Here is a 22,022-nt window from a genome sequence, read left to right on the forward strand (position 1 = left end):
ATAGGTATCTACACAACTCTTTGGTGCGGCGCCGGACCTGTGGGAGGGGGCTTGCCCCCGATGGCGGCCTGGCAGCCGGTCAGGATGTTGGATCAGATCGAGTACATATCCATTCCTGCGGTAACGGCCACTTAGGGTTCCGCCCTGACGGCGGCTCACTTTCGAAAAGCGCGAAAGTAAGCAAAGCGCTCTTGCCCCACCACTCGGCACCTCGCTTAGGCTCGGTGTGCCCGTAATCCGCCATGGATTTGGGGGGCCGCCGCCACGCGCCATCCATGGCGCGGGGCGGCTAAACCGGCATCCCTGCCGGTTTACCCCCCAAATCCCTGTCGAATTCCGGCCAGCGTGGTTTGACGGGGCGCCTAAGATCAAAAGCAGATCAAAAGCAGATCAAAAGCGGCTCGCTTCGCATCGTGGTTACCGTCGGCGGTGGCTACAAAAGTTGTGTAGATACCCATGCTGCGATGACGGCCTGATAGTCGACGCTTATCTACCCGACACTGCCCATTTGGATCGTGGGGCGTCAGTTAGCGCGTGGCAATCAGCGCCGGGCCGAATGACTCTTTCAAGAAAACCGGGGCGATATAGCGCTCGTAATGCGCCTCGGACAGCAGAAAAAACTCCCGATCTATCGCATCGCGCAAATCCGCCAGGTGGCGCTCACGAAACTCCGGCAACAGCGCCAACCCATAGGCATCCAGCCTGGAAATCACCCGCGCCCCCCGTGCGATCAACTGGTATGCCCAACAATATGGCGACTGGTGCGGCATAAAACGTATCTTGCGCGCCTCCAACTGCTGTCGCAGGCAGTGCGCGTCAAAAACTTCCAGCTTGCTGGCCATCACCTGCACCAGCAATTGCTCCAGACGCAGCCACACCGCCTGTTTTTCCTCGGCGTTATAGCCATTCCATTGGATCACTTCGTGGTGATAGCGCTTGCAGCCCCGGCAGATCAGGTCACCGTAGACGGTGGAGCACAGGCCGACGCAAGGGGTCTTGATGGAGTGCGGCATTTTCAAGCCTTTGAAGAAAGTGTAAGCGTGTTTAGTCGGTGTTTCTTTGTCGCCAAGTGGGCAACGATGGCTTCAATCCATTGCGAGCGACACCCATGAGAACTCCGATCAAACCCTGGCTGTATGCCGTGATGTTCACCGCTGTTGCCGGCTGTTCCAGTCAACCCACTCAAAGAGACATCGCCATGCACAAACCCCTGGTATCCCTCGCCGTACTCAAGGCCAAGCCTGGCCAACAGCACGCTCTCAAAGCCGGCTTATTGAGCCTGATCGAACCGACACGAGCCGAACCTGGCAATCTGGATTACGTGTTGTTCGAGCGGCGTGATGAGCCCGGAACGTTCTATATGCGCGAGGCGTTCAAGAACCAGGCGGCACTGGATGAGCATTTTGCTACGCCATACTTCCAGCGCTTTGCCGCCACGGCGGACACTTTGCTCAGCGAGCCGTTGCAGTTGATTTTCCTGGAGCAGGTGTCGAACTGAAACCGTTGACTGTAGGAGCGAGCTTGCTCGCGAAGAACGTCAACGATAACGCGATCATGCTGAATGAACGCGGCGCTCTTGAGATCTTCGCGAGCAAGCTCGCTCCTACAGGGTTACGTCAGTCCCAGCTCAACGCACCGCCGGTTTGATACTCGATCACACGGGTCTCAAAGAAGTTCTTCTCTTTCTTCAAGTCCATGATCTCGCTCATCCACGGGAACGGGTTAGTCGTGCCTGGGTATTCTTCTTTCAAGCCGATCTGCGACAGACGACGGTTAGCGATGAACTTGAGGTAATCCTCCATCATCGCCGCATTCATGCCCAACACCCCACGCGGCATGGTGTCGCGAGCGTATTCAATCTCCAACTGCGTACCCTGCAGAATCATCTGGGTCGCTTCTTCTTTCATCTCGGCATCCCACAAGTGTGGGTTTTCGATTTTGATCTGGTTGATCACATCGATACCGAAGTTCAGGTGCATCGACTCATCGCGCAGGATGTACTGGAACTGCTCGGCCACGCCGGTCATTTTGTTGCGGCGGCCCATGGACAAAATCTGGGTGAAGCCGCAATAGAAGAAGATGCCTTCCAGCACGCAGTAGTAGGCGACCAGGTTGCGCAGCAGTTCCTTGTCGGTTTCAACGGTGCCGGTTTCGAACTTCGGATCGGAGATCGAGCGGGTGTACTTCAGGCCCCAGGCGGCCTTTTTGGCGACCGATGGAATCTCGTGGTACATGTTGAAGATCTCGCCTTCATCCATGGCCAACGATTCGATGCAGTACTGGTAGGCGTGGGTGTGGATCGCCTCTTCGAAGGCCTGGCGCAGGATGTACTGGCGGCACTCCGGGTTGGTGATCAGGCGGTACACGGCCAGCACCAGGTTGTTGGCAACCAGGGAGTCGGCGGTGGAGAAGAAGCCCAGGTTGCGCATGACGATGCGACGTTCGTCGTCGGTCAGGCCTTCAGGGTTTTTCCACAGCGCGATGTCGGCGGTCATGTTGACCTCTTGCGGCATCCAGTGGTTGGCGCAGCCGTCGAGGTATTTTTGCCAGGCCCAGTCGTACTTGAAGGGCACGAGTTGGTTGAGGTCGGCGCGGCAGTTGATCATGCGTTTTTCGTCAACGGCGACGCGGGCGGAGGCGCCTTCCAGCTCGGCGAGGCCTTCGGCAACGTCGAGTTTGTCCAGGGCAGCCTTGGCGCGGATAATCGCGGCGGAGTCGTTGGAGGTCACGTTGCGCGCCTCCAGGGCAGCAGCGGCGCCGGCACCGTCGAGACGGTCCATGTTGGCTTCGCTTGCATGGCCGGCGTTGGCGCCTTTGATCACCGCTGCACCGGTGTCTTCGTTGTCGACTTCATCCCAACTCAGCATTGAAATACTCCCTTCTGATCTGTTCTGACGGTGTTCAACCCGTCCAAAAAATGTGCGATTTGCAGGCTACCAGGCATTGAAATACTGCGCTGAGTGTGGTCGGTATATACCGGTTCTGCACACTATGTAGTGGTCTGTTTTGTTTGTGGGCACACTATATGGTGTGTAACAAGGTTGGTCAACGCACAAGATGTGCGGTCATAAGTCGCTGTCAAACCTGAGGCGCCGGTCAGGTGGGCATGGAAGGTTATTTCTCTCATATATCCTAAAGGAATAGATAAATAGTTATTTATTCCTTTTAATGTTATCTCGCGAAGCGCATTTTGGGGGCCTGCGCATTCGTGCGGATTGACCCAACAGCCAAAAGGAAAGCCGACATGACCATCAAAGCGATCAACGTGCGCAACCAGTTCAAAGGCGTCATCAAGGAAATTCTGCTGGGGGAAGTGGTGTCGGAAATCGACGTGCAGACGGCGTCCGGCATTGTGACTTCGGTGATTACGACGCGCTCGGTACGTGACCTGGAATTGAAGGTGGGCAGTGAAGTCATTGCCTTTGTTAAGTCGACGGAAGTGTCCATCGCCAAGTTGTGAATGAATAATGTGGGAGGGGATTGCTTACCCCTCCCACGAATGTTTCGCTGGGCAAGTCAGCGCTGGCGCAAGGCACGTTCCATGCGCTGTATACCTTCCTCCAGCATCGCCCTTGGGCAACCGAAGTTCAGGCGCACGAACTGTTGGCTGTCATCGCCAAATTCAATCCCCGCACTCAGGCCGACCCTGGCCTGTTCCAGGAAGAACTGTTGCGGGTCATCCAGGCCCAATGCACTGCAATCGAGCCACGCCAGGAAGGTGCCTTGCGGTGCGTGCATCACCACGCCAGGCAGGCGGGTCTTTAGCGCATCGAGCAGGTAGTCGCGGTTGGCCTGCAGGTACTGCAACAGCGCAGCGAGCCAGTCGCCGCATTGACTGTAGGCGGCGCGGGTGGCTTCCAGACCCAGGGGGCTGACGCTGTCGACCATGCCGCAGCGCGCGTTAGTGAAGCGCTCGCGCAGCTCGGCGTTTTGCACCACGGCGAAGCAGGTCTTCAAACCGGCCACGTTATACGCCTTGCTCGCCGACATCAGCGTGATGGTGCGCTGGGCAATCTCGGGGCTGAGGCTGGCGGTGGGGATATGCCGACGACCATCGAAGCACAGCTCGGCGTGAATCTCGTCGCTGATGATCAGCGCGCCGCTGTCAAGGCAGGCGTTGGCCACGGCCAGCAGTTCTTCGCGGGGGAATACCTTGCCGATGGGGTTGTGCGGGTTACTCAGCAGCAACGCACCGGCACCGCTCAATGCCTGGCGCATCGCGGGCATTGGCGTGACGTATTCGCCGTTGATCAACTCGAACGGCATTTCGATGCGCGGCAGGTTCCAGTTGCCGGGAGCCAGACGAATCGGCCGGTAGTTGGGGGTTTGCAGCACCACCGCCTGGCCGGGTTGAACGAATGCGTGCAGGGCCATGTTGAAACCAGGCTCGACGCCAGGCAGGAATAGCAGTTCTTCGGGTTGCACGCGCCAGGCGTACTTGGCCCAAAGGTCCGCGATGATGGCCTCGCGCACATCCGGGCCAGCCACGCTGTAGCCCAGAATCTGTTGGTCGAGGCGCGTGCGCAGGGCTTGCAACACAGCGGGCGGTGCGGCGATATCCATGTCGGCGATCCACATCGGCAGAACGTCTTGCGGGTAACGGCTCCACTTGGTACTGCCGGTACCGAGGCGTGGGTGGATCGTGTCGAAATCAAAGCTCATGAAAAAGGCTCGTATCAAAGCGGCGGCGAAAAAGTGGCGCTGATTCTAGCGCCATTAACGATATAGATGTGGGAGGGGCTTGCTCCCTGCCACGTTGGATCTATCCACCGTTTTTTTGCCAGTCCGTTCCATGACCGACAAGTTCTGTAACAAAAACGCCACTGCACTGGGGATTGAATCGGGGAGGGGCTATTTTGGTGCATCTCAATAACCAGAGTAGCCATGGATGAAATACCAACCTTTCAGCCGTACCCTGATCGCCACCGCGTTGGTGTTGACGGTCAACGGTGTACAAGCCGCGTCCCAGGCCCCGGTGGCCGGTGAAAATGGCATGGTGGTGACGGCCCAGCATCTGGCCACCCATGTCGGCGTGGATGTGCTCAAGGCCGGCGGTAACGCAGTGGATGCAGCCGTTGCCGTTGGCTACGCGCTGGCGGTGGTGTACCCGGCGGCGGGCAACCTCGGGGGTGGCGGCTTCATGACCGTGCAGCTGGCGGACGGGCGCAAGACCTTCCTCGACTTCCGCGAAAAAGCCCCATTGGCGGCCACGGCCGACATGTATCTGGACAAGGCCGGCAACGTGGTCGAGGGCCTCAGCGCCAAAGGCCATTTGGCGGTCGGCGTGCCGGGCACCGTTTCCGGCATGGAATTGGCCCTGAGCAAATACGGCACTCTCAAGCGTGCCCAGGTGATTGCCCCGGCGATCAAACTCGCGGAAAACGGCTTCGAGTTGGAGCAGGGCGATATCGACCTGCTGCACACGGCCACCGGCGAATTCGAGAAAGACCAGGATTTGCGCGGGATCTTCCTGCACAACGGCCAACCCTTGCAGGTGGGCCACAAGCTGGTACAGAAAGACCTGGCCAAGACCCTCAAGGAAATCTCTGCCAAGGGCAGCGACGGTTTCTATAAAGGTTGGGTGGCCAAGGCCCTGGTGGATTCCAGCCAGGCCGGCAATGGCATCATCACCCAGGCGGATCTGGACAAGTACAAGACCCGCGAACTGGCGCCCATCGAGTGCGATTACCGTGGCTACCATGTGGTCTCGGCGCCGCCACCCAGTTCGGGCGGCGTGGTGATCTGCCAGATTATGAACATCCTCGAAGGCTACCCGATGGCCGACCTCGGTTATCACTCGGCCCAGGGCTTGCACTACCAGATTGAAGCGATGCGCCATGCCTACGTGGACCGCAACAGCTACCTCGGCGATCCGGATTTCGTGAAGAACCCCATCGAGCATCTGCTGGACAAGAACTACGCCACCCAGCTGCGTGCCGCCATCGAGCCGCAAAAGGCCGGTGATTCCCAGGCGATCAAACCGGGCGTGTCGCCCCATGAAGGCAACAACACCACTCACTATTCAATCGTCGACAAATGGGGCAACGCGGTCTCGGTGACCTACACCCTCAACGATTGGTTTGGTGCCGGGGTGATGGCGAGCAAGACCGGGGTGATTTTGAACGATGAAATGGACGACTTCACCGTCAAGGTTGGCGTGCCGAACATGTACGGCCTGGTCCAGGGTGAAGCCAACGCCATCGCACCGGGCAAGGCGCCGCTGTCGTCGATGAGCCCGACCATCGTCACCAAGGACGGCAAGGCGGTGATGGTAGTCGGCACGCCGGGCGGCAGTCGCATCATCACGGCGACCTTGCTGACCATCCTGAATGTGATCGACTACAAGATGAATATCCAGGAAGCGGTGGACGCGCCACGCTTCCATCAGCAATGGATGCCCGAGACCACCAACCTTGAGACGTTCGCCGTCAGCCCGGACACCCAGAAGATCCTGGAAAGCTGGGGCCATAAGTTTGCAGGTCCCCAAGATGCCAACCATTTGGCCGCGATCCTGGTCGGTGCGCCTTCTCTGGATGGCAAGCCGGTGGGTAACAACCGCTTCTATGGGGCCAATGACCCACGGCGCAATACGGGGTTGTCGTTGGGTTACTAAAGCCTGGTACGGTAAAAAATGTGGGAGCGGGCTTGCCCGCGAAAGCGGTGGGTCAGTCTATGCATGTGCTAGCTGATACAGAGCATTCGCGGGCAAGCCCGCTCCCACAGGGGAAGTGTGTCAGCGCTTGAGCAACTGCTCTACTGCGGAAAATGCCGCCTGGCGACGCTGCTCCCAATCCCCGCGAATCACCACCACCGGCTGTTGATGCTCTTGCATCCACTCCAGGCTGGCCTGGAAAAACGCCCGGCGATCGGCCAGTTCAGGCTGGCAGCGCTGGCCGTCGGCGCTCCATTCCACGTCCTCGGGGGACAGCAGCAGGTGCAGGTCGTAATGCCGGGCGAGCAGCTCGTCATCAAGCCAGCCGGGATAGTCGCCAAACAGGGTCTGGCTCCAGAGCTTGTTAGTCAGCAGGTGGGTGTCGAGGATCAGCAGCGCGGGGCATTTGGCGCGGGCGGCATCCTCCCAGGCTAACTGGCCTTGGGCGATGGCGGGGATATCCGCCAGGCTCGTGTCACGCTGATGGTGATCGATGAAATGCCGCACGTATTCACCCACCATCAACCCGCCGAAGTGCGCGTGCAGCTGCGCAGCCAGCCAGCTTTTGCCGCTGGATTCGGGGCCTGCCAGTACCACCACCTTCATGCGTGCAACGCCGGGTCGGCGCGCCATTCGCGCCAGCCTTGTACGGCAATCACGGTAAACAATGCATAGAGCGCGGCGGTGAGGTAGAGGCCTTTGTAGAGGAAAAGGCCGACAAAAATCACGTCAACGACAATCCAGAGCGCCCAGCACTGCACGCGTTTTTGCGCCATCCACATCTGCGCCACCAGGCTGAAACCGGTGAGGGCCGCGTCGAGCCAGGGCTGGGCGGCGTCGGTCCAGTGGGCCATGGCGGCGCCAAGCAACAGGCTGCCGACCGCGCCCGCCGCCAGGCTGGCCATGATCGCAGGCGCCCGCAAGCTGGTGACCTGACGGCCCTGTTTTACCTCGCCGGCACGGGTCCATTGCCACCAGCCATACACTTGCAAGGCGGCGTAGACCACTTGCAGCAGCATGTCGGAGTAGAGCTTGACCTCGAAAAACACCCAGGTATAGAGCAGCACCATCACCAGGCCGATGGGCCAGCACCAAGGGTTTTGTTTGACCGTCAGCCACACAGCGATCACCCCCAGGGCGGCGGCGAACAGTTCAAGCCCGGACATGGTGGATCCTTGGGAGAGTGGGAGAGGGCGGTGATTGTACCCAGAGCTCACCGATCCTCAAAACACAGCAATACAAATGTGGGAGGGGGCTTGCGCCATGCCCTGTGTAGGAGCGAGCTTGCTCGCGAAAAAACCAGAGGCGCCGCGCTTACTCAGGAAGCACGCGTTACCGTTGACGTTTTTCGCGAGCAAGCTCGCTCCTACATGAGGCTAAGCAAGCCCCCTCCTACAATTTGCCCAGTGCTAGATTCTGAACTGACGCAACAGCCCGTCAAGCTGTTCACTCAAGCCCCGCAACTGCGCACTCGCTACGCTGGATTGCTCCGCCGCCAGCGCTGTGCTGTGGGACAACCCGGCCGCCTGGGTGACGTTCTGGTTGATGTCTTCTACTACATGGGCCTGTTGCAGGGTGGCGCTGGCAATCGACGCATTCAAACCGTTGAGGTTGTGCAGGGCCTGGCCGATAGCGGTGAGGCTGGCACCGGCCTGGCCGGCCTGTTCGATGGTCAGTTGCGAGGCGCTGTGGCTGTCGCTGATGACCTTGACCGCCGCTTCCGAGTGGCCTTGCAGGCGCTCGATCATTACCTGGATTTCGGCGGTGGATTTTTGCGTGCGCTGGGCCAGCAGGCGCACTTCATCGGCGACCACCGCAAACCCACGGCCTTGCTCACCCGCACGGGCGGCTTCGATGGCGGCGTTGAGGGCGAGCAAGTTGGTCTGGTCGGCGATGGAGCGGATCACTTCCAGTACCCCGCCGATTTGCGTGCTTTCGCTGGAGAGCGTGCGGATCACCTCCACGGCCTGGTTGATGGTGCTGGAGAGCTGATCGATCTGCTGCAAACTGCCGTCGATATTCACCTGGCCCTGTTGCGCCTGGGCCTGGGCATCGCGCATTTCGCTGGCTGCGTGCTCGGCGTTCTTGGCCACGTCCTGCACGCCGTAGGTGACTTCGTTGATGGCGGTGGCCACCAGTTCCATCTGCTGCGATTGCTGCTGGCTGCGGTCGTGGGCCTGGCTGGCGTTGTGGCCCAACTCGGTGGATGACTGGCCCAGTGCGTTCGCGCACGCCTGCAGTTGGCCGACCACCTGGCGCAACTTGGCGGTGAAGCCATTGAAGTGGCGGGCCAGTTGGGTGAGCTCATCGCTGCCGTGGGTGTCGAGGCTGCGGGTCAAGTCGCTTTCACCGCTGGCAATATTGCCCATGGCATTCACCGCCGCCTGCAACGGCTGCACGATACTGCGGGCGATCAGCACCACCAGCACGGCCATCATCAGCGCAATGCCCAGGCCGATCGCCGAGGCTTTCCATACCTGGGCTTTGAACTCGGCCTGCACATCATCCACATAGACGCCGGAGCCGATAATCCAACCCCAGGGTTCGAACAGTTGGATATAGGAGGTTTTTTCCACCGGTGCGTCGGCGCCCGGTTTCGGCCAGCGATAGTTGACGATGCCGGCGCCCTTGGCCTTGGCCAGGATCACGAACTCATTGAACACGGCGAAACCATCCGGGTCACGAATCGCCGAGAGGTTCTGGCCATCGAGTTTGGGGTTGGCCGCGTGCATGATCATCACGGGGGTGAGGTCGTTGATCCAGAAATAGTCATCGTGATCGTAACGCAGGCCACGCACCGCGCTCAGGGCTTGCTGCTGCGCGGCGTCGCGGGTCAGTACCCCGGTTTTCTCCAGGTTCTGGTAATACGCGAGCACGCCGCTGGCGGTTTGCACCACGTGCTGGGTCTGCTGGCGTTTGGCCTGGTAAAGTTCGCCGTGGATTTGGTTCAGCATCAGCACCCCCAAGGCCAGCAGCATCAACACGGCGACTATCAGGATCAGCCAAAGGCGGCGGCTGATCGACATGCTGCGCAAACTGTTCATCGTCCTGTCACTCCATGCTCTTTATAATTGTGGTGCTGCTTCGAGATTTCCGGCGTGTCTGATAGGCTTTCGGCCCGGAATCGAAAAACCTGAGTACTGCCTGATTTTTCACGGAATTTTTGCAGACCGGCGTTGAGAATCAACTGCGGGCGCTTGAGTGCGCTCGTCGTCAGTGAACTTTAAAAAAGACTAAGAGGCATGCCACGCGCATGACCTTTGGAGAGAGCATGGATTTTTGGACCGCCATACAGGCATTGATTCTCGGCATCGTCGAGGGGCTGACGGAGTTCCTGCCGATCTCCAGCACTGGCCACCAGATCATCGTCGCCGACCTGATCAATTTCGGCGGCGAGCGTTTCGAAGCCTTCAATATCATTATCCAGCTGGGCGCGATCCTGGCGGTGGTCTGGGAGTTTCGCCGCAAGATCCTCGATGTGGTCATCGGCCTGCCGACCCAGCCCAAGGCCCGGCGCTTCACTGTCAACCTGATCATCGCTGTGTTGCCGGCGGTGGTACTGGGGGTGATTTTTGCCGACCTGATCAAGCACTACCTGTTCAACCCGATCACTGTAGCGACTGCCCTGGTGGTCGGTGGTGTGATCATGTTGTGGGCCGAGCGCCGTCAACATGCCGTGCGTGCTGAAACGGTGGATGACATCACCTGGAAAGACGCCCTCAAGGTCGGCCTGGCCCAGTGCCTGGCGATGATCCCAGGCACTTCGCGCTCAGGTGCAACGATCATCGGCGGCCTGTTGTTCGGCCTGTCGCGCAAGACGGCTACCGAGTTTTCGTTCTTCCTGGCCATGCCGACCATGGTCGGGGCGGCGGTGTACTCGGGCTACAAGTACCGCGATTTGTTCCAGCCGGCGGACTTTCCAGTGTTCGCCATTGGCTTTGTCACTTCGTTCATCTTCGCAATGATCGCGGTCAAGGGCTTGCTCAAGTTCATCGCCAGCCACAGCTACGCGGTGTTTGCCTGGTACCGGATTGCCTTTGGCCTGGTCATCCTGGCGACCTGGCAATTCGGCTGGATCGACTGGACCGCGGTCAAGCCATGAGCATTCAGCATCCGCGCCTGAAGGCGCTGATCTTTGTGCTGCTGTGTGCCGCGCCACTGCTGGGCTCGGCGCTGCTTTGGTATCGCGGGGAAACGGTGATCCCGTTGATGGCCTACGGCGTGGTCAGCGTGGTGGCGTTTTTCCTGTACTGGAGCGACAAGCGCAAGGCGCAGACCGAAGGCTGGCGCACCCCGGAAAACATTCTGCACGCGGTCGAGCTGGCAGGCGGTTGGCCGGGGGCGTTGATTGCCCAGCAGGTGTTTCGGCACAAGACGCGCAAGGTGTCTTACCAGGTGCTGTTCTGGGTGATCGTGCTGCTGCATCAGGTGTTCTGGCTGGACCAGCTGTTCCTCGGCGGTACGCTGCTTTCAATCCTCTAGCAACAAACCGACCTGCGTGCGCTTGGGCAGTTTGCTCACCACCAGTTGGTGGGAGCGCTGCAACAAACCACGCAGCTCGTCGGCGCCCAGCGGGTAGGGCGTATTCATGATGATCCACTGTGCCCGCGCCAGATACGGTGCGGGGTGGATGCCGGGGCGATCGACATGGCCCAGGAATAGTTCCTTGTCGACCTTGAACGCCAGCGACTCGCCGCGCAGGTTCTGCAAGGCGAACATCTTGTTGCCGGCAATCGAGAACACCCGCACGCCGCCCCATTTATAGTCTTCGCGCGTACCGGGCAGGGCCAGGCAGAACGCGGCCACTTGTGCTTCGGTCATGCTCATAACAGTCGATCTCCACAGCCTTTGAAGCCTTCCTCAAGGTAGTCGATCCACGCGCGGATGGCCGGCAGCACGCCGCGCCGATGCGGGTATACGGCCTGCAACCAGCCACCTGGCAATGACCACTGCGGCAGCAGTTGCACCAGGCGGCCGCTGGCCAGTTCTTCTTCGCAGTACATCATCGGCAGTACGGTGAAGCCGACGCCGAGCAAGGCGCTGGTCTTGCGCACGATAAAGTCCTCGATGCCCAGGCGAGCCTCCATGACCAGTTCGTGAGCGTTACCCTGCGGGTCAATGATGCGCTGATGCACCATGCGATCCGCCTCCAGTGCGCCGAGTATGGGCAGTTGTTTGAGGTCTTCCAGGGTTTCGACCTGCCGATCACGCATAAAGCCGGGGCTGGCGACCAGCACGGTATGCGCCTGGCGCAGGCGTTTGGTCACCAGCAACGGGTCTTCATCACCCAGCTCGCGTACGCGCAACGCCACGTCAATGCCCTCGGCGACCAGATCGACGCGACGATTGACCAGGGTCATGTCCAGTTGCACTAACGGGTGTGCAGCAAGAAATCCAGCCACCAATTCCGGCAGAATCTGCTGGGCCAGGCCCACCGGGCAACTGACCCGCAGGCGCCCACGCGGCTCGCTGGACATGCTGGCCACGGCCTCGTCGGCCATCTCCGCTTCCAACAGCATGGCCTGGCAATGGCGCAAGTAACGCTCACCCACGGCGGTCAGGGTCAATTGCCGGGTGGTGCGCTGCAACAGGCGCGCGCCCAGGCGTTCTTCGAGCTCGGCAATGCGCCGCGACAGCCTGGATTTGGGAATCCCCAGCAGCCGGCCCGCTGCGGCGAAACCGCCGGCTTCGACGACTTTGGCGAAATAGTAGAGATCGTTGAGGTCTTGCATGGTCGGCCTATTGTCCTGTCAGTGGGACAAACTATCGCATTTCAGATGACTTATCGACTATTGGTTTCATGCGTAGCATCACCACCATCTGATCGCCACTGTCGATCCCACCTCGGAGATCCACCATGAAACTGTTGCATATCGATTCCAGCATCCTCGGCGACAACTCCGCTTCCCGCCAACTCAGTGCCGGTGTGGTCAAGGCATGGCAAGCGGCTGAACCGGGCGTGCAGGTGACTTACCGTGACCTGGCCAGTGAAGGCATCAACCACTTCTCCGGCGCGACCCTGGGGGCACTGGGCACCGCGGCCGACTTGCGTGACGCCGCGCAACAGCACGAAGCTGAACTGAGTGCATCGTCGCTGGCTGAATTCCTCGCCGCCGATGCCATCGTGGTCGGTGCGCCGATGTACAACTTCACCATTCCTACCCAGCTGAAAGCCTGGATCGACCGGATCGCGGTCGCCGGCCAGACCTTTCGCTACACCGAAGCCGGCCCTGAAGGCCTGTGCGGTAACAAGAAGGTGATTATCGTGTCCACCGCCGGTGGTCTGCACGCAGACCAGGCGTCTGGCGCCGCCCATGAAGGCTACTTGAAACTGCTGTTCGGCTTCCTCGGCATCACCAACATTGAAATCGTTCGCGCTGAAGGCCTGGCCTACGGTGATGAAGTGCGCAGCAAGGCCTTGAGCGATGCCAACGTGCGTATCAACCAACAGTTGTTCGCCGCGGCGTAAGGCTTGTGTAAATTAAGCCGTTGCTCGGTTTCATTCTGAAGCCGGGCGCCTAAACTCTGTATTCTGATCGCCTGAGCGCGAGCGGAATACGGAGTTTTTTCGTTTGTGGCCCAGATTCTGCAGATATGGAGCCGATACCTGGACGTTTATTCGACATGCCGGTTCTTACGCAGCAAAGGTGGACATCCCCATGATGCGTCTTAGTGCTGTTCTGGTTCTTTCGCTGCTTGGCGGCCTGATTTCAGTGCACGCCGCACCGGCACCGCACCCGCATTGGAGTGTGGGGTTTCATCGCATGAGTGTGCTTGACCCGCTGGATTCGCAGCCGATGAAGGCCATCGCGTTTTACCCCTCCACCGATACCGAGCGCACCACGCCACTGGGCGCCTATCAGGTCGCGGCCAGTGAAGACGCCAAGGTCGCCATCGGCCGTTTTCCCATGCTGATGCTGTCGCATGGCAACACCGGCACGCCCCTGGCCTTGCACGATCTGGCGACCTCATTGGCGCGCAAGGGCTTTGTGGTGGTGGCGGTCCTGCACCCCGGCGACAACTATAAGGACCACAGCCGCCTGGGCACCGTGAGTAATCTATATGGCCGGCCAATCCAGATCTCCCAGGCGATCACCGCGACCCTTGCCGATCCGATGCTGTCGCCCTTCGTCGATGTCGATCAGATTGGTGTCATCGGTTATTCCGCCGGAGGTGAAACCGCGCTGATCCTGGCGGGCGCCAAGCCGGATTTCGAGCGTCTGCGGCGATACTGCCAGCAACGCCCGCAGGACCGCGATGCCTGCACCACCAAGGGTGAGTTGGTGGTCGACCGTGACGACTTGCAGCCCCAGGCGGACCCACGCATCCATGCGCTGATGCTGATGGCGCCACTGAGCCTGATGTTTGGCCGCCACACCCTGGCTGACGTGCACGTACCGGTATTGCTGTACAGCGGCGATGGCGACCAACTGGTAGCGGTGGACAAAAACGCCGCCGCCCTGGCGCGCAAACTGCCAGAGCCACCGGACTTCAAGTTGCTGGCCGGGGCAGGGCACTTTGTATTCATGGCCCCGTGCGACAGTGATCAGTTGGCGACAATGCCGGGCATCTGCACTGATGCCGATGGCGTCGATCGCGAAGGGATTCACCGCGATATGGTCTCCGAGGCCGGGCGCTTTTTCAGCCGCACCCTCGGTGAGGCAACGCGTGCCGGCCTGCAAACGGCTGATCAGTAGGCGCGGCGCCTGAGCAGCACAGTCTGGGCGAGTGCGCTGACCGACAGCAACGCGGCGCAGAAGAAAATCCAGCCGTAGCCGAGGTTCAACGCCACGGCGCCCATCAACGGCCCGGCAATCGCCAACGCCAGGTCGAAAAACACCGCATAGGCACTCAGCCCCGCACCTCGGCTGCTGTCCGGTACTTGCTTGATGGCTTCAACGCCGAGTGCCGGGTACACCAGTGACAGGCCAAAGCCGGTCAACCCCGCACCGATCAAGGCGACGCCGGTGGACGGTGCCAGCCATAACAGCGCCAGGCCCAGGGTTTCGATGCTCATGCAGGCGATGGCGGCGGTAAAACCACCAAAGCGGCTGATGGCAGAAATGAACAGCAGGCGCGACAGAATAAAACACACGCCAAATACCGTCAGGCAATACGCCGCGCCGCTCCAGCCACGATTGAGGTAATACAGGGTAATGAAGGTCGTCAGCGTGCCGTAGCCAATCGACGCCAGGCACAAGCTGGTGCCAAACGGCGCGATGCGCCCGAACACTGCCCAGAACGGCAGCCGCTCACCGCGCACCACCGGCACTGAAGGCTTATTACGGATCAGCACCAGCCCCAACCCCGCCAACACTGACAGGGCAATTCCCAGGCTGGTATAGCCATACTCCGCCACCATCACCACGCCGACTGGCGCACCAATGGCAATGGCGCCGTAGGAGGCAATGCCATTCCAGGAGATCGAGCGCGCGGTGTGTTCAGTGCCCACGGCGCCCATGCACCAACTGATGGTACCCACGCCAATCAGGCCCTGGGCCACGCCGAGTAACAGGCGACCGGCGATCAGAATACCCAGGCTCAAGCTCGGCAGACTTTCCAGCAGCGTGGCGATAAAGGTCAGTACACCGCTGATCAGAATGCCGGCCAGGCCTAGCACGATCGCGCGTTTGGTACCGACGTTATCCGACATCCGCCCGGCCATCGGACGGCTGAGCAGTGTGGCAAGGTACTGCGAACCGATGGTCACCCCGGCCACCACGGCGCTGAAACCCAGTTGCTCGTGCACATAGCCTGGAATCACCGCTATCGGCAGGCCGATGCAGATAAAGGCAATGAAGGTGTAGAAAACGATGGAAACGATCTGCAGGGTGATCGACAGGGAGGAGGGGGCGGCAGGCATGAGTACTCAATCGCTGGCGGGCGGTAAAGCATCATGGCATATCCCGCATTACTGTAGGAGCGAGCTTGCTCGCGAAGAACGTCAACGATAACGCGGGTTGCCTGATTCTGCGCGGCGTCCTCAGGTTTTTCGCGAGCAAGCTCGCTCCTACAGTAGTAGAGCGTATGCAAAAAAGCCCTGTCACAGGGACAGGGCTTTTGCTTGCAGCTAAGTGCTGTTCTTAGAACACCACACCCTGGCTACGCAAGTAGTCGTCATAGGTGCCGCTGAAGTCGATCACGCCGCTTGGGCTCAACTCGATGATGCGGGTGGCCAGGGACGATACGAACTCGCGGTCGTGGCTGACGAAGATCAGCGTGCCCGGGTAGTTCTCCAGCGCCAGGTTCAACGCCTCGATGGATTCCATGTCCAAGTGGTTGGTCGGCTCGTCCATGATCAGCACGTTCGGCTTTTGCAGGATCAGCTTGCCGAACAGCATACGACCTTGCTCACCACCGGAGATCACTTTGACCGACTTCTGGATTTCGTCGTTGGAGAACAACATACGGCCCAGGGTGCCACGGATCATTTGTTCGCCCTGGGTCCACTGGCCCATCCAGTCGAACAGGCTCACGTCGTCTTCGAAGTCGTGGGCGTGGTCCTGGGCGTAGTAGCCCAGCTCGGCGGCGTCGGTCCACTTAATGCTGCCGGCGTCCGGGGTCAGCTCGTTGACCAAGGTGCGCAGCAGGGTGGTCTTGCCGATACCGTTGGGGCCGATGATCGCCACGCGCTCGCCGGCTTCAACCTGGAAGCTGAAGTCTTTGAACAGCGGCTTGCCGTCAAAACCTTTGGCCATCTTTTCGACCATGACCGCCTGGCGATGCAGCTTTTTGTTCTGCTCGAAACGGATGAACGGGCTCACACGGCTCGAAGGCTTGACCTCAGCCAGTTGGATCTTGTCGATCGCCTTGGCACGGGATGTGGCCTGCTTGGCTTTCGAGGCGTTGGCCGAGAAGCGGCTGACGAAGGATTGCAGCTCGGAGATCTGCGCTTTCTTCTTGGCGTTGTCCGACAGCAACTGCTCGCGGGACTGGGTCGCCACGGTCATGTACTCGTCGTAGTTGCCCGGGAACAGGCGCAGCTCGCCGTAGTCCAGGTCAGCCATGTGGGTGCACACGCTGTTCAGGAAGTGACGGTCGTGAGAGATGATGATCATCAGGCTGGAGCGCTGGGTCAGGATGTTTTCCAGCCAGCGGATGGTGTTGATGTCCAGGTGGTTGGTCGGTTCGTCGAGCAACAGCACTTCCGGGTCAGAGAACAGCGCCTGGGCCAGCAATACACGCAGCTTCCAGCCTGGAGAGACTTCGCTCATCGGGCCGAAATGCTGCTCCAGGGGAATACCCAGGCCCAGCAGCAACTCACCGGCGCGGGATTCGGCGGTGTAGCCGTCCATTTCGGCGAACTCGGTTTCCAGCTCGGCCACGGCCATGCCGTCTTCTTCGCTCATTTCCGGCAGCGAGTAGATGCGGTCACGCTCAGCCTTGACCTTCCACAGTTCCTCGTGGCCCATGATCACGGTATCGAGCACGGTGAATTCTTCGTAGGCGAACTGGTCCTGGCGCAGTTTACCCAGGCGCACATTCGGCTCCAGCATCACCTGGCCGCCGGACGGATCGAGGTCGCCACCGAGGATTTTCATGAAGGTCGACTTGCCGCAACCGTTGGCACCGATCAAACCATAGCGGTTGCCGGCGCCGAACTTGACCGAGACGTTCTCGAAGAGCGGCTTGGCGCCGAACTGCATGGTGATGTTAGCTGTGGAGATCAATTACTTTACCTATCAATGGGTTGCGAGCGTGACGGCAGGTGCCTTCAGGCATACGTCAACAGCGACATCAAGGCACGAAACCCGGTCGCTGAGCGGAAAATTTGGGGTGTGTGTTGGAATTTGGCGCGCATTGTCGCATATGTCAGGCGACAGTTGTATGGCGAGCTAAGGATGGTTTTGCCAAGGTCTCCGGCATGGCCAGCCACAACAGCATCAAGGCAACGGCTGCAACCGCCGCCAACGTGAGGAAAGCCGCGTTGTAGCCAGCTTGCTGCACCACGAAACCGGCCAGGCTGTTGCTGAGTGCCGCGCCCAGGCCGAATACGGTGGAGAGGGCGCCCAGGCTGACGTTGAAGCGCCCGGTGCCTTGGGTCAGGTCTTTGACGATCACCGGGAACAGGGCGCCGAAAATGCCGGCGCCGATACCGTCGAGCATCTGCACGGCCACCAGCCAGTAGGGGTCGCTGGACAGGGTATAGAGTACGCCACGCAGCGGCAGTATCAGGAAACCGGCAAGCAACAGCGGCTTGCGCCCCCAGATATCTGCCTTGAGCCCGACCAGCCAGGCGATCGGGACCATGACCAACTGTGCGGCGACAATGCAGGCTGAGGTCAGGGGCGTGGCCATCTGCAGGTTGATCTGCGCCAGCTTCTGGCTGACCAGTGGCAGCATCGCGGCATTGGCCAGGTGAAACAGCGCGCAGCAGACGGCGAACAGCAGCAACGGGCGGTTAGCCAGCAAGACGGTCAGGCCCGATGGCTGCTCGTGGTCGCTGTGATGGGCGGGATCGAAGCCACGGGCGACCTCATGATCAATCGCCTTGCCAGAAACACAACTGACCGCAATGACACTGGCGACTGCCATAAACGCCATCAGGTAAAACACCACCACCGGCCCATACAGATACGCCAGGCCCCCGGCCAGCAGTGCGGCCACGGCGTTGCCGGCGTGGTTGAAGGTTTCGTTGCGCCCGGTACGCCGAGTGAAAGCACGGGGGCCGGTAATACCAAGAGAGATGGCAGAAATGGCCGGGGCGAATACCGATGCGGCAACGGCGCTGGCGGCCTGGGTCAGCGCTACCCAGCCAAATGAACTGACGAAGGGCAGTATCAGGCAACTGCCAGTGACCAGCAGCGCGGCAATCGCGATGACTGCACGCTTGCTGCGGGTTCGGTCGATCAGCGCACCCGCCGGGCCCTGGGTGATCAAGGCGGCGATACCGGCCAGGGTCATGACTACGCCGATACTGGCCGGGTCCCATTTATGGACCGCCAGCAGGTAGATCGCCAGATACGGCCCGAGACCGTCGCGAACATCCGCGAGGAAGAAGTTCAGGCTGTCCAGGGAAAGGGCGGTACGCAGATCTGAATGATGGGCCACAGTGCGACCTTCAAGAGCGGCGTTCAGGGGCTGAACACGCGATGGCTTAATGACCGGTAGGCTTGGCCATAAGTTTCGCTGGTACTGCGGGTTTTATCTGGCAGATATTTGGCTTATGTTCCTAAGCTCGCTGTATTGACTTTCTGGAGACGCAATGGACATGCCCTCAGCGCAAGAGGCGATCGCCAGCAATAAAAACGCTTGGGACGAATCCGCCGGGTTGCACAAAAATACCGCGACCTGGGCGGCACTGGTGGCCTCGGTAGCCGCGCCTGATTTTTCCTGCCTTGACCCGACCATCACCACCTTGCTGCAAGAGGTGGGCGTGGTGGGCAAGGACGTGGTGCAATTGTGTTGCAACAACGGACGCGAAAGCCTTTCGTTGTATGGCTTGGGCGCCCGTTCGGTGGTGGGGGTTGATCAATCCCGGGCGTTTCTTGAACAGGCGCGGGAATTGGCCGAGGTCTCGCCACACAGCCCTGAGTTCATTGAGACCGATATCCACCATTTGCCCGATCGTTTGCAGGCACGGTTCGATATTGCCCTGGTGACCATTGGCGTGCTGGGTTGGATGCCGGATGTGGCGTTGTTCATGCGCCAGGTCGCCAGTGTGCTGAAGCCCGGCGGTACGTTGGTCATGTACGAAACCCATCCCTTTCTTGAGGTGTTTGACCCCTGTGGGGGCAACCCGATGCTGCCTGCCAGTTCTTACTTCCAGCGTGAACCCTTTGTGCTGCAGGAGGCCATTGTCTATGAAGGGAAGGACGAGCGGCCCGGGCCGACCTCCTATTGGTATGTACATACCCTGGGCAGTGTGGTCAGCGGGGCTATCGCAGCGCAGTTGCAGATCGCTCATTTGCAGGAATACCCGCATTCCAACCGGGAAGAACTCTACGATCAATATGAGCATCAGGCCGCGCAACTGCCCCTGTGCTTTACCATGACAGCGATCAGGCGTGATAGCTGATCAAGGTTTGCGCACACAAAAAAGGCCCGCGAGGAGAGGGCGGGCCAAGTGATTCACTGTAGGAGCGAGCTTGCTCGCGAAGAACGTTAACGATCACGCGTGTTGCCTGAATGAACGCAGCGTCTGTGAGTTTTTCGTGAGCAAGCTCGCTCTTACAAGCGCCGTACGAAGGTGCGCATGGTTTGCCCGGGGCCGGTGCTGAACACGGTGGGCCTGGGCATGCCTTCATCCGCTGCGATAAATACGAAGTCATCGCCGTCCAGCCGGTAACTGGCGGGGAGCTGCTTGCCTGCATCGTCACCCATGTCGTCCGTCCAGGTGATGCTTTTGGGATGCGTGCCGGCGTCCAGCACGAACCGACCCGAGAGCAATATTTCGCCACTTACCGTGGTGACTTCGAAGCGATCTTCAATAATTGTGGTCAAGGCCCCGGGGGCACTGTGAATGTCCGCAGGGTTGAGAACGCCACTGTCTTCAAGAGCTGTTTGCTCCCAAGTGCCTTGCAGGGCTTGAAGATCCGAGGTTGAAAGCGGTGACATACAAGTTCCTTTTTGTAGAAGAGAAGTGTTCGCAACTAACAGCGCGCTAAGTTTTTTTCTTTATAGGACAGGTATTTGACAGCATTTTCATGTTGTATTGACTACGCTTGCAACGACGCTGCTCCCACAGGGTTGCGACGTTTGTACTACGCGACGACTTAAAAATCGAAATAATCCCCGACATCGTGGGATATTTCAGCTGGCGAAGTGGTCACATCGCCACTGGTCCGGCGTATCAAGGGCGTTGTCCCTGATTTTTGAAGTCATTCAGGCTTCTGAGAATGATGGCCTTTTAGTATTATTTTAAGGTGTTCTTATTTTGAATCGCACTTCCCCGCTTCCGCCTTCCGTAGCTTCCGATGAAATTGATCTGTTTGAATTGTTTCACGCCATCTGGCGGCAAAAAAAGCTGGTAGTCGGTTGTACGCTTCTTGCAGGCGTATTAGGGGCGGGGTATGCGTTCCTGGCACCCAAGACGTATGAAGTCAGCAGTGTGTTACGGCCTGCGGCAATCAACGAGCTAGACGCCTTGAATCGTTCAGAAGTTTATAAGTTGCCGCCTGCCGATGCGCTGCTCAAAGTGGGCGCTCAGCTGGATTCCTATGATGCACGCCTGGGGTTCTTCAAGGACCATGAAGAGTTGTTCAAGGCGTTCAAGAAACCAGGGCAGACCCTTGAGCAGAGCTTTGAGGCGTTCAACCGTAATTCCGTCAACCTGATTCTGCCCGACCCCAAAAAATCCGATTCGCTGAGCAGCTATATTCGTCTGGAGCTGCAATACCCGGCCGACGTCGACGGTGTCGCCATCCTCAACGGCTTTGTGGATTACGCCATTGCCGCCGAGCGTCAGCAGGTGGGCGCTGACCTCAAAGTCATCGTCAACAACCGTCTGACCGAGCTCAAGGGCAAGATCGACGCTGCCCGTTCCAACTACGATACCGACAAGGAATCCAAGATCGCCAAGCTGCTTGAGGCTGACCGACTCAAGCGTGCCCAACTGCAGGATGAGCTCAGCGCGCTGCGCCTGCAGATGAAGATGGAGCGTACCAATCGCCTGGCCGAGCTGGCGGAAGCCATTTCCATTGCCAAGTCCATGGGCATCCGTACGCCGACGACGCCGTCTTCCATGGCGGACTCCACACGCAGTGGTTCCAGCCAGGTCATGCGCACAGAGGTCAACAATCAGAAGATCCCGCTGTACTTCATGGGCACCGAGGCGCTGGAAGCCGAGCGTGCCGCGTTGCAACAGCGCACCAGTGATGACTTCACCAACCCGCGCATTGCCGAGATCGGCAAGGATTTGCAACTGCTGGAAAGCAACCGCGAAGTCGAGGTGCTGCGCAAGCGTGGTAATGAGGACATCTTCTTGCAGGATGTCGAGCCGCTTCGTGCTGAAGTCGCCAGGCTGCGTGGCTTGAACATCGACATGAGCAACCTGAAGCTTGTGACGATCGACCGCCGCGCTCAGGAGCCTTTGGCGCCGATCAAGCCGAAAAAGCCGCTGGTCATTGCGTTGAGTTTGGTCGGCGGCCTGTTGCTGGGTCTGATGATCGCGCTGATCCGCCACTTCATCCGCAGTCGCAGCCAGGTGGTCCCCTATACCGCGTTGGCAGACGCCAGTTTGCCCCGCCGCGAGGGTAAGGACGCCCCGCAATAACGCAGTAAAGCCTTCAAACAGGCGGGCACACAAGCCCGCCTGTTCCCGCCCCCAGCACACTCAGTAGACAGCTTTTCACAATTCTTAGTTAACCTTTGGTTACAAAGTATGGCTAAATAACGGCCAATGGTTACACGCCGCAAGGTCGCCAGGCCT

General features: G+C 59.5%; 21 protein-coding genes. 9 read left to right on the forward strand and 12 right to left on the reverse strand.

Annotated features, from left to right (window positions below; translation table 11 throughout):
• Nucleotides 1-527 precede the first annotated feature (527 nt).
• Nucleotides 528-1,013, reverse strand: coding sequence for a DUF1289 domain-containing protein (locus TX23_RS15605; RefSeq protein WP_057702955.1), 486 nt, complete (start codon nt 1,011-1,013; stop codon nt 528-530).
• 185 nt (nt 1,014-1,198) lie between these two features.
• On the opposite strand from TX23_RS15605, the gene TX23_RS15610 reads away from it, so the two are divergent.
• Complete coding sequence (locus tag TX23_RS15610) at nt 1,199-1,498, forward strand: putative quinol monooxygenase (protein WP_057702956.1); 300 nt, start codon at nt 1,199-1,201, stop codon at nt 1,496-1,498.
• A gap of 118 nt (nt 1,499-1,616) precedes the next feature.
• Here TX23_RS15610 and TX23_RS15615 read toward each other — a convergent pair whose 3' ends face one another.
• A complete protein-coding gene (locus TX23_RS15615) occupies nt 1,617-2,867 on the reverse strand; it encodes a ribonucleotide-diphosphate reductase subunit beta (protein ID WP_057702957.1) in 1,251 nt (416 codons plus the stop codon).
• Between the two features lie 377 nt (nt 2,868-3,244).
• Here TX23_RS15615 and TX23_RS15620 point away from each other — a divergent pair, with 377 nt between their 5' ends.
• On the forward strand, nt 3,245-3,460 hold the full coding sequence (locus TX23_RS15620; RefSeq protein ID WP_003173733.1) for a TOBE domain-containing protein: 216 nt from the start codon (nt 3,245-3,247) through the stop codon (nt 3,458-3,460).
• 56 nt (nt 3,461-3,516) lie between these two features.
• On the opposite strand, the gene TX23_RS15625 is transcribed toward TX23_RS15620, so the two are convergent.
• The gene (locus TX23_RS15625) at nt 3,517-4,662 is read right to left on the reverse strand and encodes a MalY/PatB family protein (RefSeq protein ID WP_057702958.1); all 1,146 of its coding nucleotides are present in this window, start codon (nt 4,660-4,662) and stop codon (nt 3,517-3,519) included.
• Between the two features lie 226 nt (nt 4,663-4,888).
• Here TX23_RS15625 and ggt point away from each other — a divergent pair, with 226 nt between their 5' ends.
• Nucleotides 4,889-6,613: a gamma-glutamyltransferase gene (gene ggt, locus TX23_RS15630; RefSeq protein WP_057702959.1), complete on the forward strand. Its 1,725-nt coding sequence runs from the start codon at nt 4,889-4,891 to the stop codon at nt 6,611-6,613.
• A gap of 120 nt (nt 6,614-6,733) precedes the next feature.
• Here the strand turns inward: ggt and TX23_RS15635 are convergent, their stop codons facing one another.
• From TX23_RS15635 to TX23_RS15645, 3 genes are all read right to left on the reverse strand, one after another.
• The gene (locus tag TX23_RS15635) at nt 6,734-7,258 is read right to left on the reverse strand and encodes an AAA family ATPase (protein WP_057702960.1); all 525 of its coding nucleotides are present in this window, start codon (nt 7,256-7,258) and stop codon (nt 6,734-6,736) included.
• Nucleotides 7,255-7,818, reverse strand: coding sequence for a nicotinamide riboside transporter PnuC (gene pnuC, locus TX23_RS15640; protein WP_057702961.1), 564 nt, complete (start codon nt 7,816-7,818; stop codon nt 7,255-7,257). The genes TX23_RS15635 and pnuC overlap by 4 nt, the downstream gene beginning before the upstream one ends.
• Before the next feature lie 243 nt (nt 7,819-8,061).
• The gene (locus TX23_RS15645; protein ID WP_057702962.1) at nt 8,062-9,696 is read right to left on the reverse strand and encodes a methyl-accepting chemotaxis protein; all 1,635 of its coding nucleotides are present in this window, start codon (nt 9,694-9,696) and stop codon (nt 8,062-8,064) included.
• Between the two features lie 227 nt (nt 9,697-9,923).
• Here TX23_RS15645 and TX23_RS15650 point away from each other — a divergent pair, with 227 nt between their 5' ends.
• Both TX23_RS15650 and TX23_RS15655 read left to right on the forward strand, forming a co-directional pair.
• Nucleotides 9,924-10,754 (forward strand): undecaprenyl-diphosphate phosphatase, encoded by an 831-nt coding sequence (locus TX23_RS15650; protein ID WP_057702963.1) that lies wholly within the window; start codon nt 9,924-9,926, stop codon nt 10,752-10,754.
• Nucleotides 10,751-11,134, forward strand: coding sequence for a DUF1294 domain-containing protein (locus TX23_RS15655; RefSeq protein WP_032892008.1), 384 nt, complete (start codon nt 10,751-10,753; stop codon nt 11,132-11,134). The genes TX23_RS15650 and TX23_RS15655 overlap by 4 nt, the downstream gene beginning before the upstream one ends.
• Here the strand turns inward: TX23_RS15655 and TX23_RS15660 are convergent.
• Both TX23_RS15660 and TX23_RS15665 read right to left on the reverse strand, forming a co-directional pair.
• On the reverse strand, nt 11,123-11,479 hold the full coding sequence (locus tag TX23_RS15660) for an MmcQ/YjbR family DNA-binding protein (protein ID WP_057702964.1): 357 nt from the start codon (nt 11,477-11,479) through the stop codon (nt 11,123-11,125). The two genes, TX23_RS15655 and TX23_RS15660, sit on opposite strands and share 12 nt — an antisense overlap.
• Nucleotides 11,476-12,384 (reverse strand): LysR substrate-binding domain-containing protein, encoded by a 909-nt coding sequence (locus tag TX23_RS15665; RefSeq protein ID WP_057702965.1) that lies wholly within the window; start codon nt 12,382-12,384, stop codon nt 11,476-11,478. Before TX23_RS15665 ends, TX23_RS15660 begins: the two co-directional genes overlap by 4 nt.
• 125 nt (nt 12,385-12,509) lie before the next feature.
• On the opposite strand from TX23_RS15665, the gene TX23_RS15670 reads away from it, so the two are divergent.
• Together TX23_RS15670 and TX23_RS15675 are read left to right on the forward strand one after the other, a co-directional pair.
• The gene (locus tag TX23_RS15670) at nt 12,510-13,121 is read left to right on the forward strand and encodes an FMN-dependent NADH-azoreductase (RefSeq protein ID WP_057702966.1); all 612 of its coding nucleotides are present in this window, start codon (nt 12,510-12,512) and stop codon (nt 13,119-13,121) included.
• Between the two features lie 190 nt (nt 13,122-13,311).
• On the forward strand, nt 13,312-14,349 hold the full coding sequence (locus TX23_RS15675) for an alpha/beta hydrolase family protein (RefSeq protein ID WP_057702967.1): 1,038 nt from the start codon (nt 13,312-13,314) through the stop codon (nt 14,347-14,349).
• On the opposite strand, the gene TX23_RS15680 is transcribed toward TX23_RS15675, so the two are convergent.
• From TX23_RS15680 to TX23_RS15690, 3 genes are all read right to left on the reverse strand, one after another.
• Nucleotides 14,343-15,515: an MFS transporter gene (locus tag TX23_RS15680; RefSeq protein ID WP_057702968.1), complete on the reverse strand. Its 1,173-nt coding sequence runs from the start codon at nt 15,513-15,515 to the stop codon at nt 14,343-14,345. The two genes, TX23_RS15675 and TX23_RS15680, sit on opposite strands and share 7 nt — an antisense overlap.
• Before the next feature lie 220 nt (nt 15,516-15,735).
• Nucleotides 15,736-17,322: an ABC-F family ATPase gene (locus TX23_RS15685; protein WP_003191057.1), complete on the reverse strand. Its 1,587-nt coding sequence runs from the start codon at nt 17,320-17,322 to the stop codon at nt 15,736-15,738.
• Between the two features lie 142 nt (nt 17,323-17,464).
• On the reverse strand, nt 17,465-18,703 hold the full coding sequence (locus TX23_RS15690; protein WP_057702969.1) for an MFS transporter: 1,239 nt from the start codon (nt 18,701-18,703) through the stop codon (nt 17,465-17,467).
• 154 nt (nt 18,704-18,857) lie between these two features.
• Between TX23_RS15690 and TX23_RS15695 the strand changes: the two genes are divergently transcribed.
• A complete protein-coding gene (locus tag TX23_RS15695) occupies nt 18,858-19,670 on the forward strand; it encodes a class I SAM-dependent methyltransferase (protein ID WP_057702970.1) in 813 nt (270 codons plus the stop codon).
• A 152-nt stretch (nt 19,671-19,822) separates the two neighbouring features.
• On the opposite strand, the gene TX23_RS15700 is transcribed toward TX23_RS15695, so the two are convergent.
• A complete protein-coding gene (locus tag TX23_RS15700; RefSeq protein WP_057702971.1) occupies nt 19,823-20,209 on the reverse strand; it encodes a TIGR03067 domain-containing protein in 387 nt (128 codons plus the stop codon).
• Between the two features lie 319 nt (nt 20,210-20,528).
• On the opposite strand from TX23_RS15700, the gene TX23_RS15705 reads away from it, so the two are divergent.
• Entirely contained in the window at nt 20,529-21,866 is a 1,338-nt protein-coding gene (locus TX23_RS15705) for a Wzz/FepE/Etk N-terminal domain-containing protein (RefSeq protein ID WP_057702972.1), read from the forward strand.
• Nucleotides 21,867-22,022 lie beyond the last annotated feature (156 nt).

It is taken from the genome of Pseudomonas paralactis, assembly GCF_001439735.1.
Taxonomy (GTDB): Bacteria; Pseudomonadota; Gammaproteobacteria; order Pseudomonadales; family Pseudomonadaceae; genus Aquipseudomonas; species Aquipseudomonas paralactis.

Excerpts from the sequence above, each read along its gene's own strand:
- TX23_RS15615 (WP_057702957.1), bottom strand. The coding sequence starts at position 2,867 with ATGCTGAGTTGGGATGAAGTCGACAACGAAGACACCGGTGCAGCGGTG.
- TX23_RS15695 (WP_057702970.1), top strand. The coding sequence starts at position 18,858 with ATGGACATGCCCTCAGCGCAAGAGGCGATCGCCAGCAATAAAAACGCT.
- ggt (WP_057702959.1), top strand. The coding sequence starts at position 4,889 with ATGAAATACCAACCTTTCAGCCGTACCCTGATCGCCACCGCGTTGGTG.
- TX23_RS15670 (WP_057702966.1), top strand. The coding sequence starts at position 12,510 with ATGAAACTGTTGCATATCGATTCCAGCATCCTCGGCGACAACTCCGCT.
- TX23_RS15655 (WP_032892008.1), top strand. The coding sequence starts at position 10,751 with ATGAGCATTCAGCATCCGCGCCTGAAGGCGCTGATCTTTGTGCTGCTG.
- TX23_RS15675 (WP_057702967.1), top strand. The coding sequence starts at position 13,312 with ATGATGCGTCTTAGTGCTGTTCTGGTTCTTTCGCTGCTTGGCGGCCTG.
- TX23_RS15625 (WP_057702958.1), bottom strand. The coding sequence starts at position 4,662 with ATGAGCTTTGATTTCGACACGATCCACCCACGCCTCGGTACCGGCAGT.
- TX23_RS15635 (WP_057702960.1), bottom strand. The coding sequence starts at position 7,258 with ATGAAGGTGGTGGTACTGGCAGGCCCCGAATCCAGCGGCAAAAGCTGG.
- TX23_RS15650 (WP_057702963.1), top strand. The coding sequence starts at position 9,924 with ATGGATTTTTGGACCGCCATACAGGCATTGATTCTCGGCATCGTCGAG.
- TX23_RS15605 (WP_057702955.1), bottom strand. The coding sequence starts at position 1,013 with ATGCCGCACTCCATCAAGACCCCTTGCGTCGGCCTGTGCTCCACCGTC.
- pnuC (WP_057702961.1), bottom strand. The coding sequence starts at position 7,818 with ATGTCCGGGCTTGAACTGTTCGCCGCCGCCCTGGGGGTGATCGCTGTG.
- TX23_RS15645 (WP_057702962.1), bottom strand. The coding sequence starts at position 9,696 with ATGAACAGTTTGCGCAGCATGTCGATCAGCCGCCGCCTTTGGCTGATC.
- TX23_RS15665 (WP_057702965.1), bottom strand. The coding sequence starts at position 12,384 with ATGCAAGACCTCAACGATCTCTACTATTTCGCCAAAGTCGTCGAAGCC.
- TX23_RS15610 (WP_057702956.1), top strand. The coding sequence starts at position 1,199 with ATGCACAAACCCCTGGTATCCCTCGCCGTACTCAAGGCCAAGCCTGGC.
- TX23_RS15700 (WP_057702971.1), bottom strand. The coding sequence starts at position 20,209 with ATGTCACCGCTTTCAACCTCGGATCTTCAAGCCCTGCAAGGCACTTGG.
- TX23_RS15680 (WP_057702968.1), bottom strand. The coding sequence starts at position 15,515 with ATGCCTGCCGCCCCCTCCTCCCTGTCGATCACCCTGCAGATCGTTTCC.
- TX23_RS15660 (WP_057702964.1), bottom strand. The coding sequence starts at position 11,479 with ATGAGCATGACCGAAGCACAAGTGGCCGCGTTCTGCCTGGCCCTGCCC.
- TX23_RS15620 (WP_003173733.1), top strand. The coding sequence starts at position 3,245 with ATGACCATCAAAGCGATCAACGTGCGCAACCAGTTCAAAGGCGTCATC.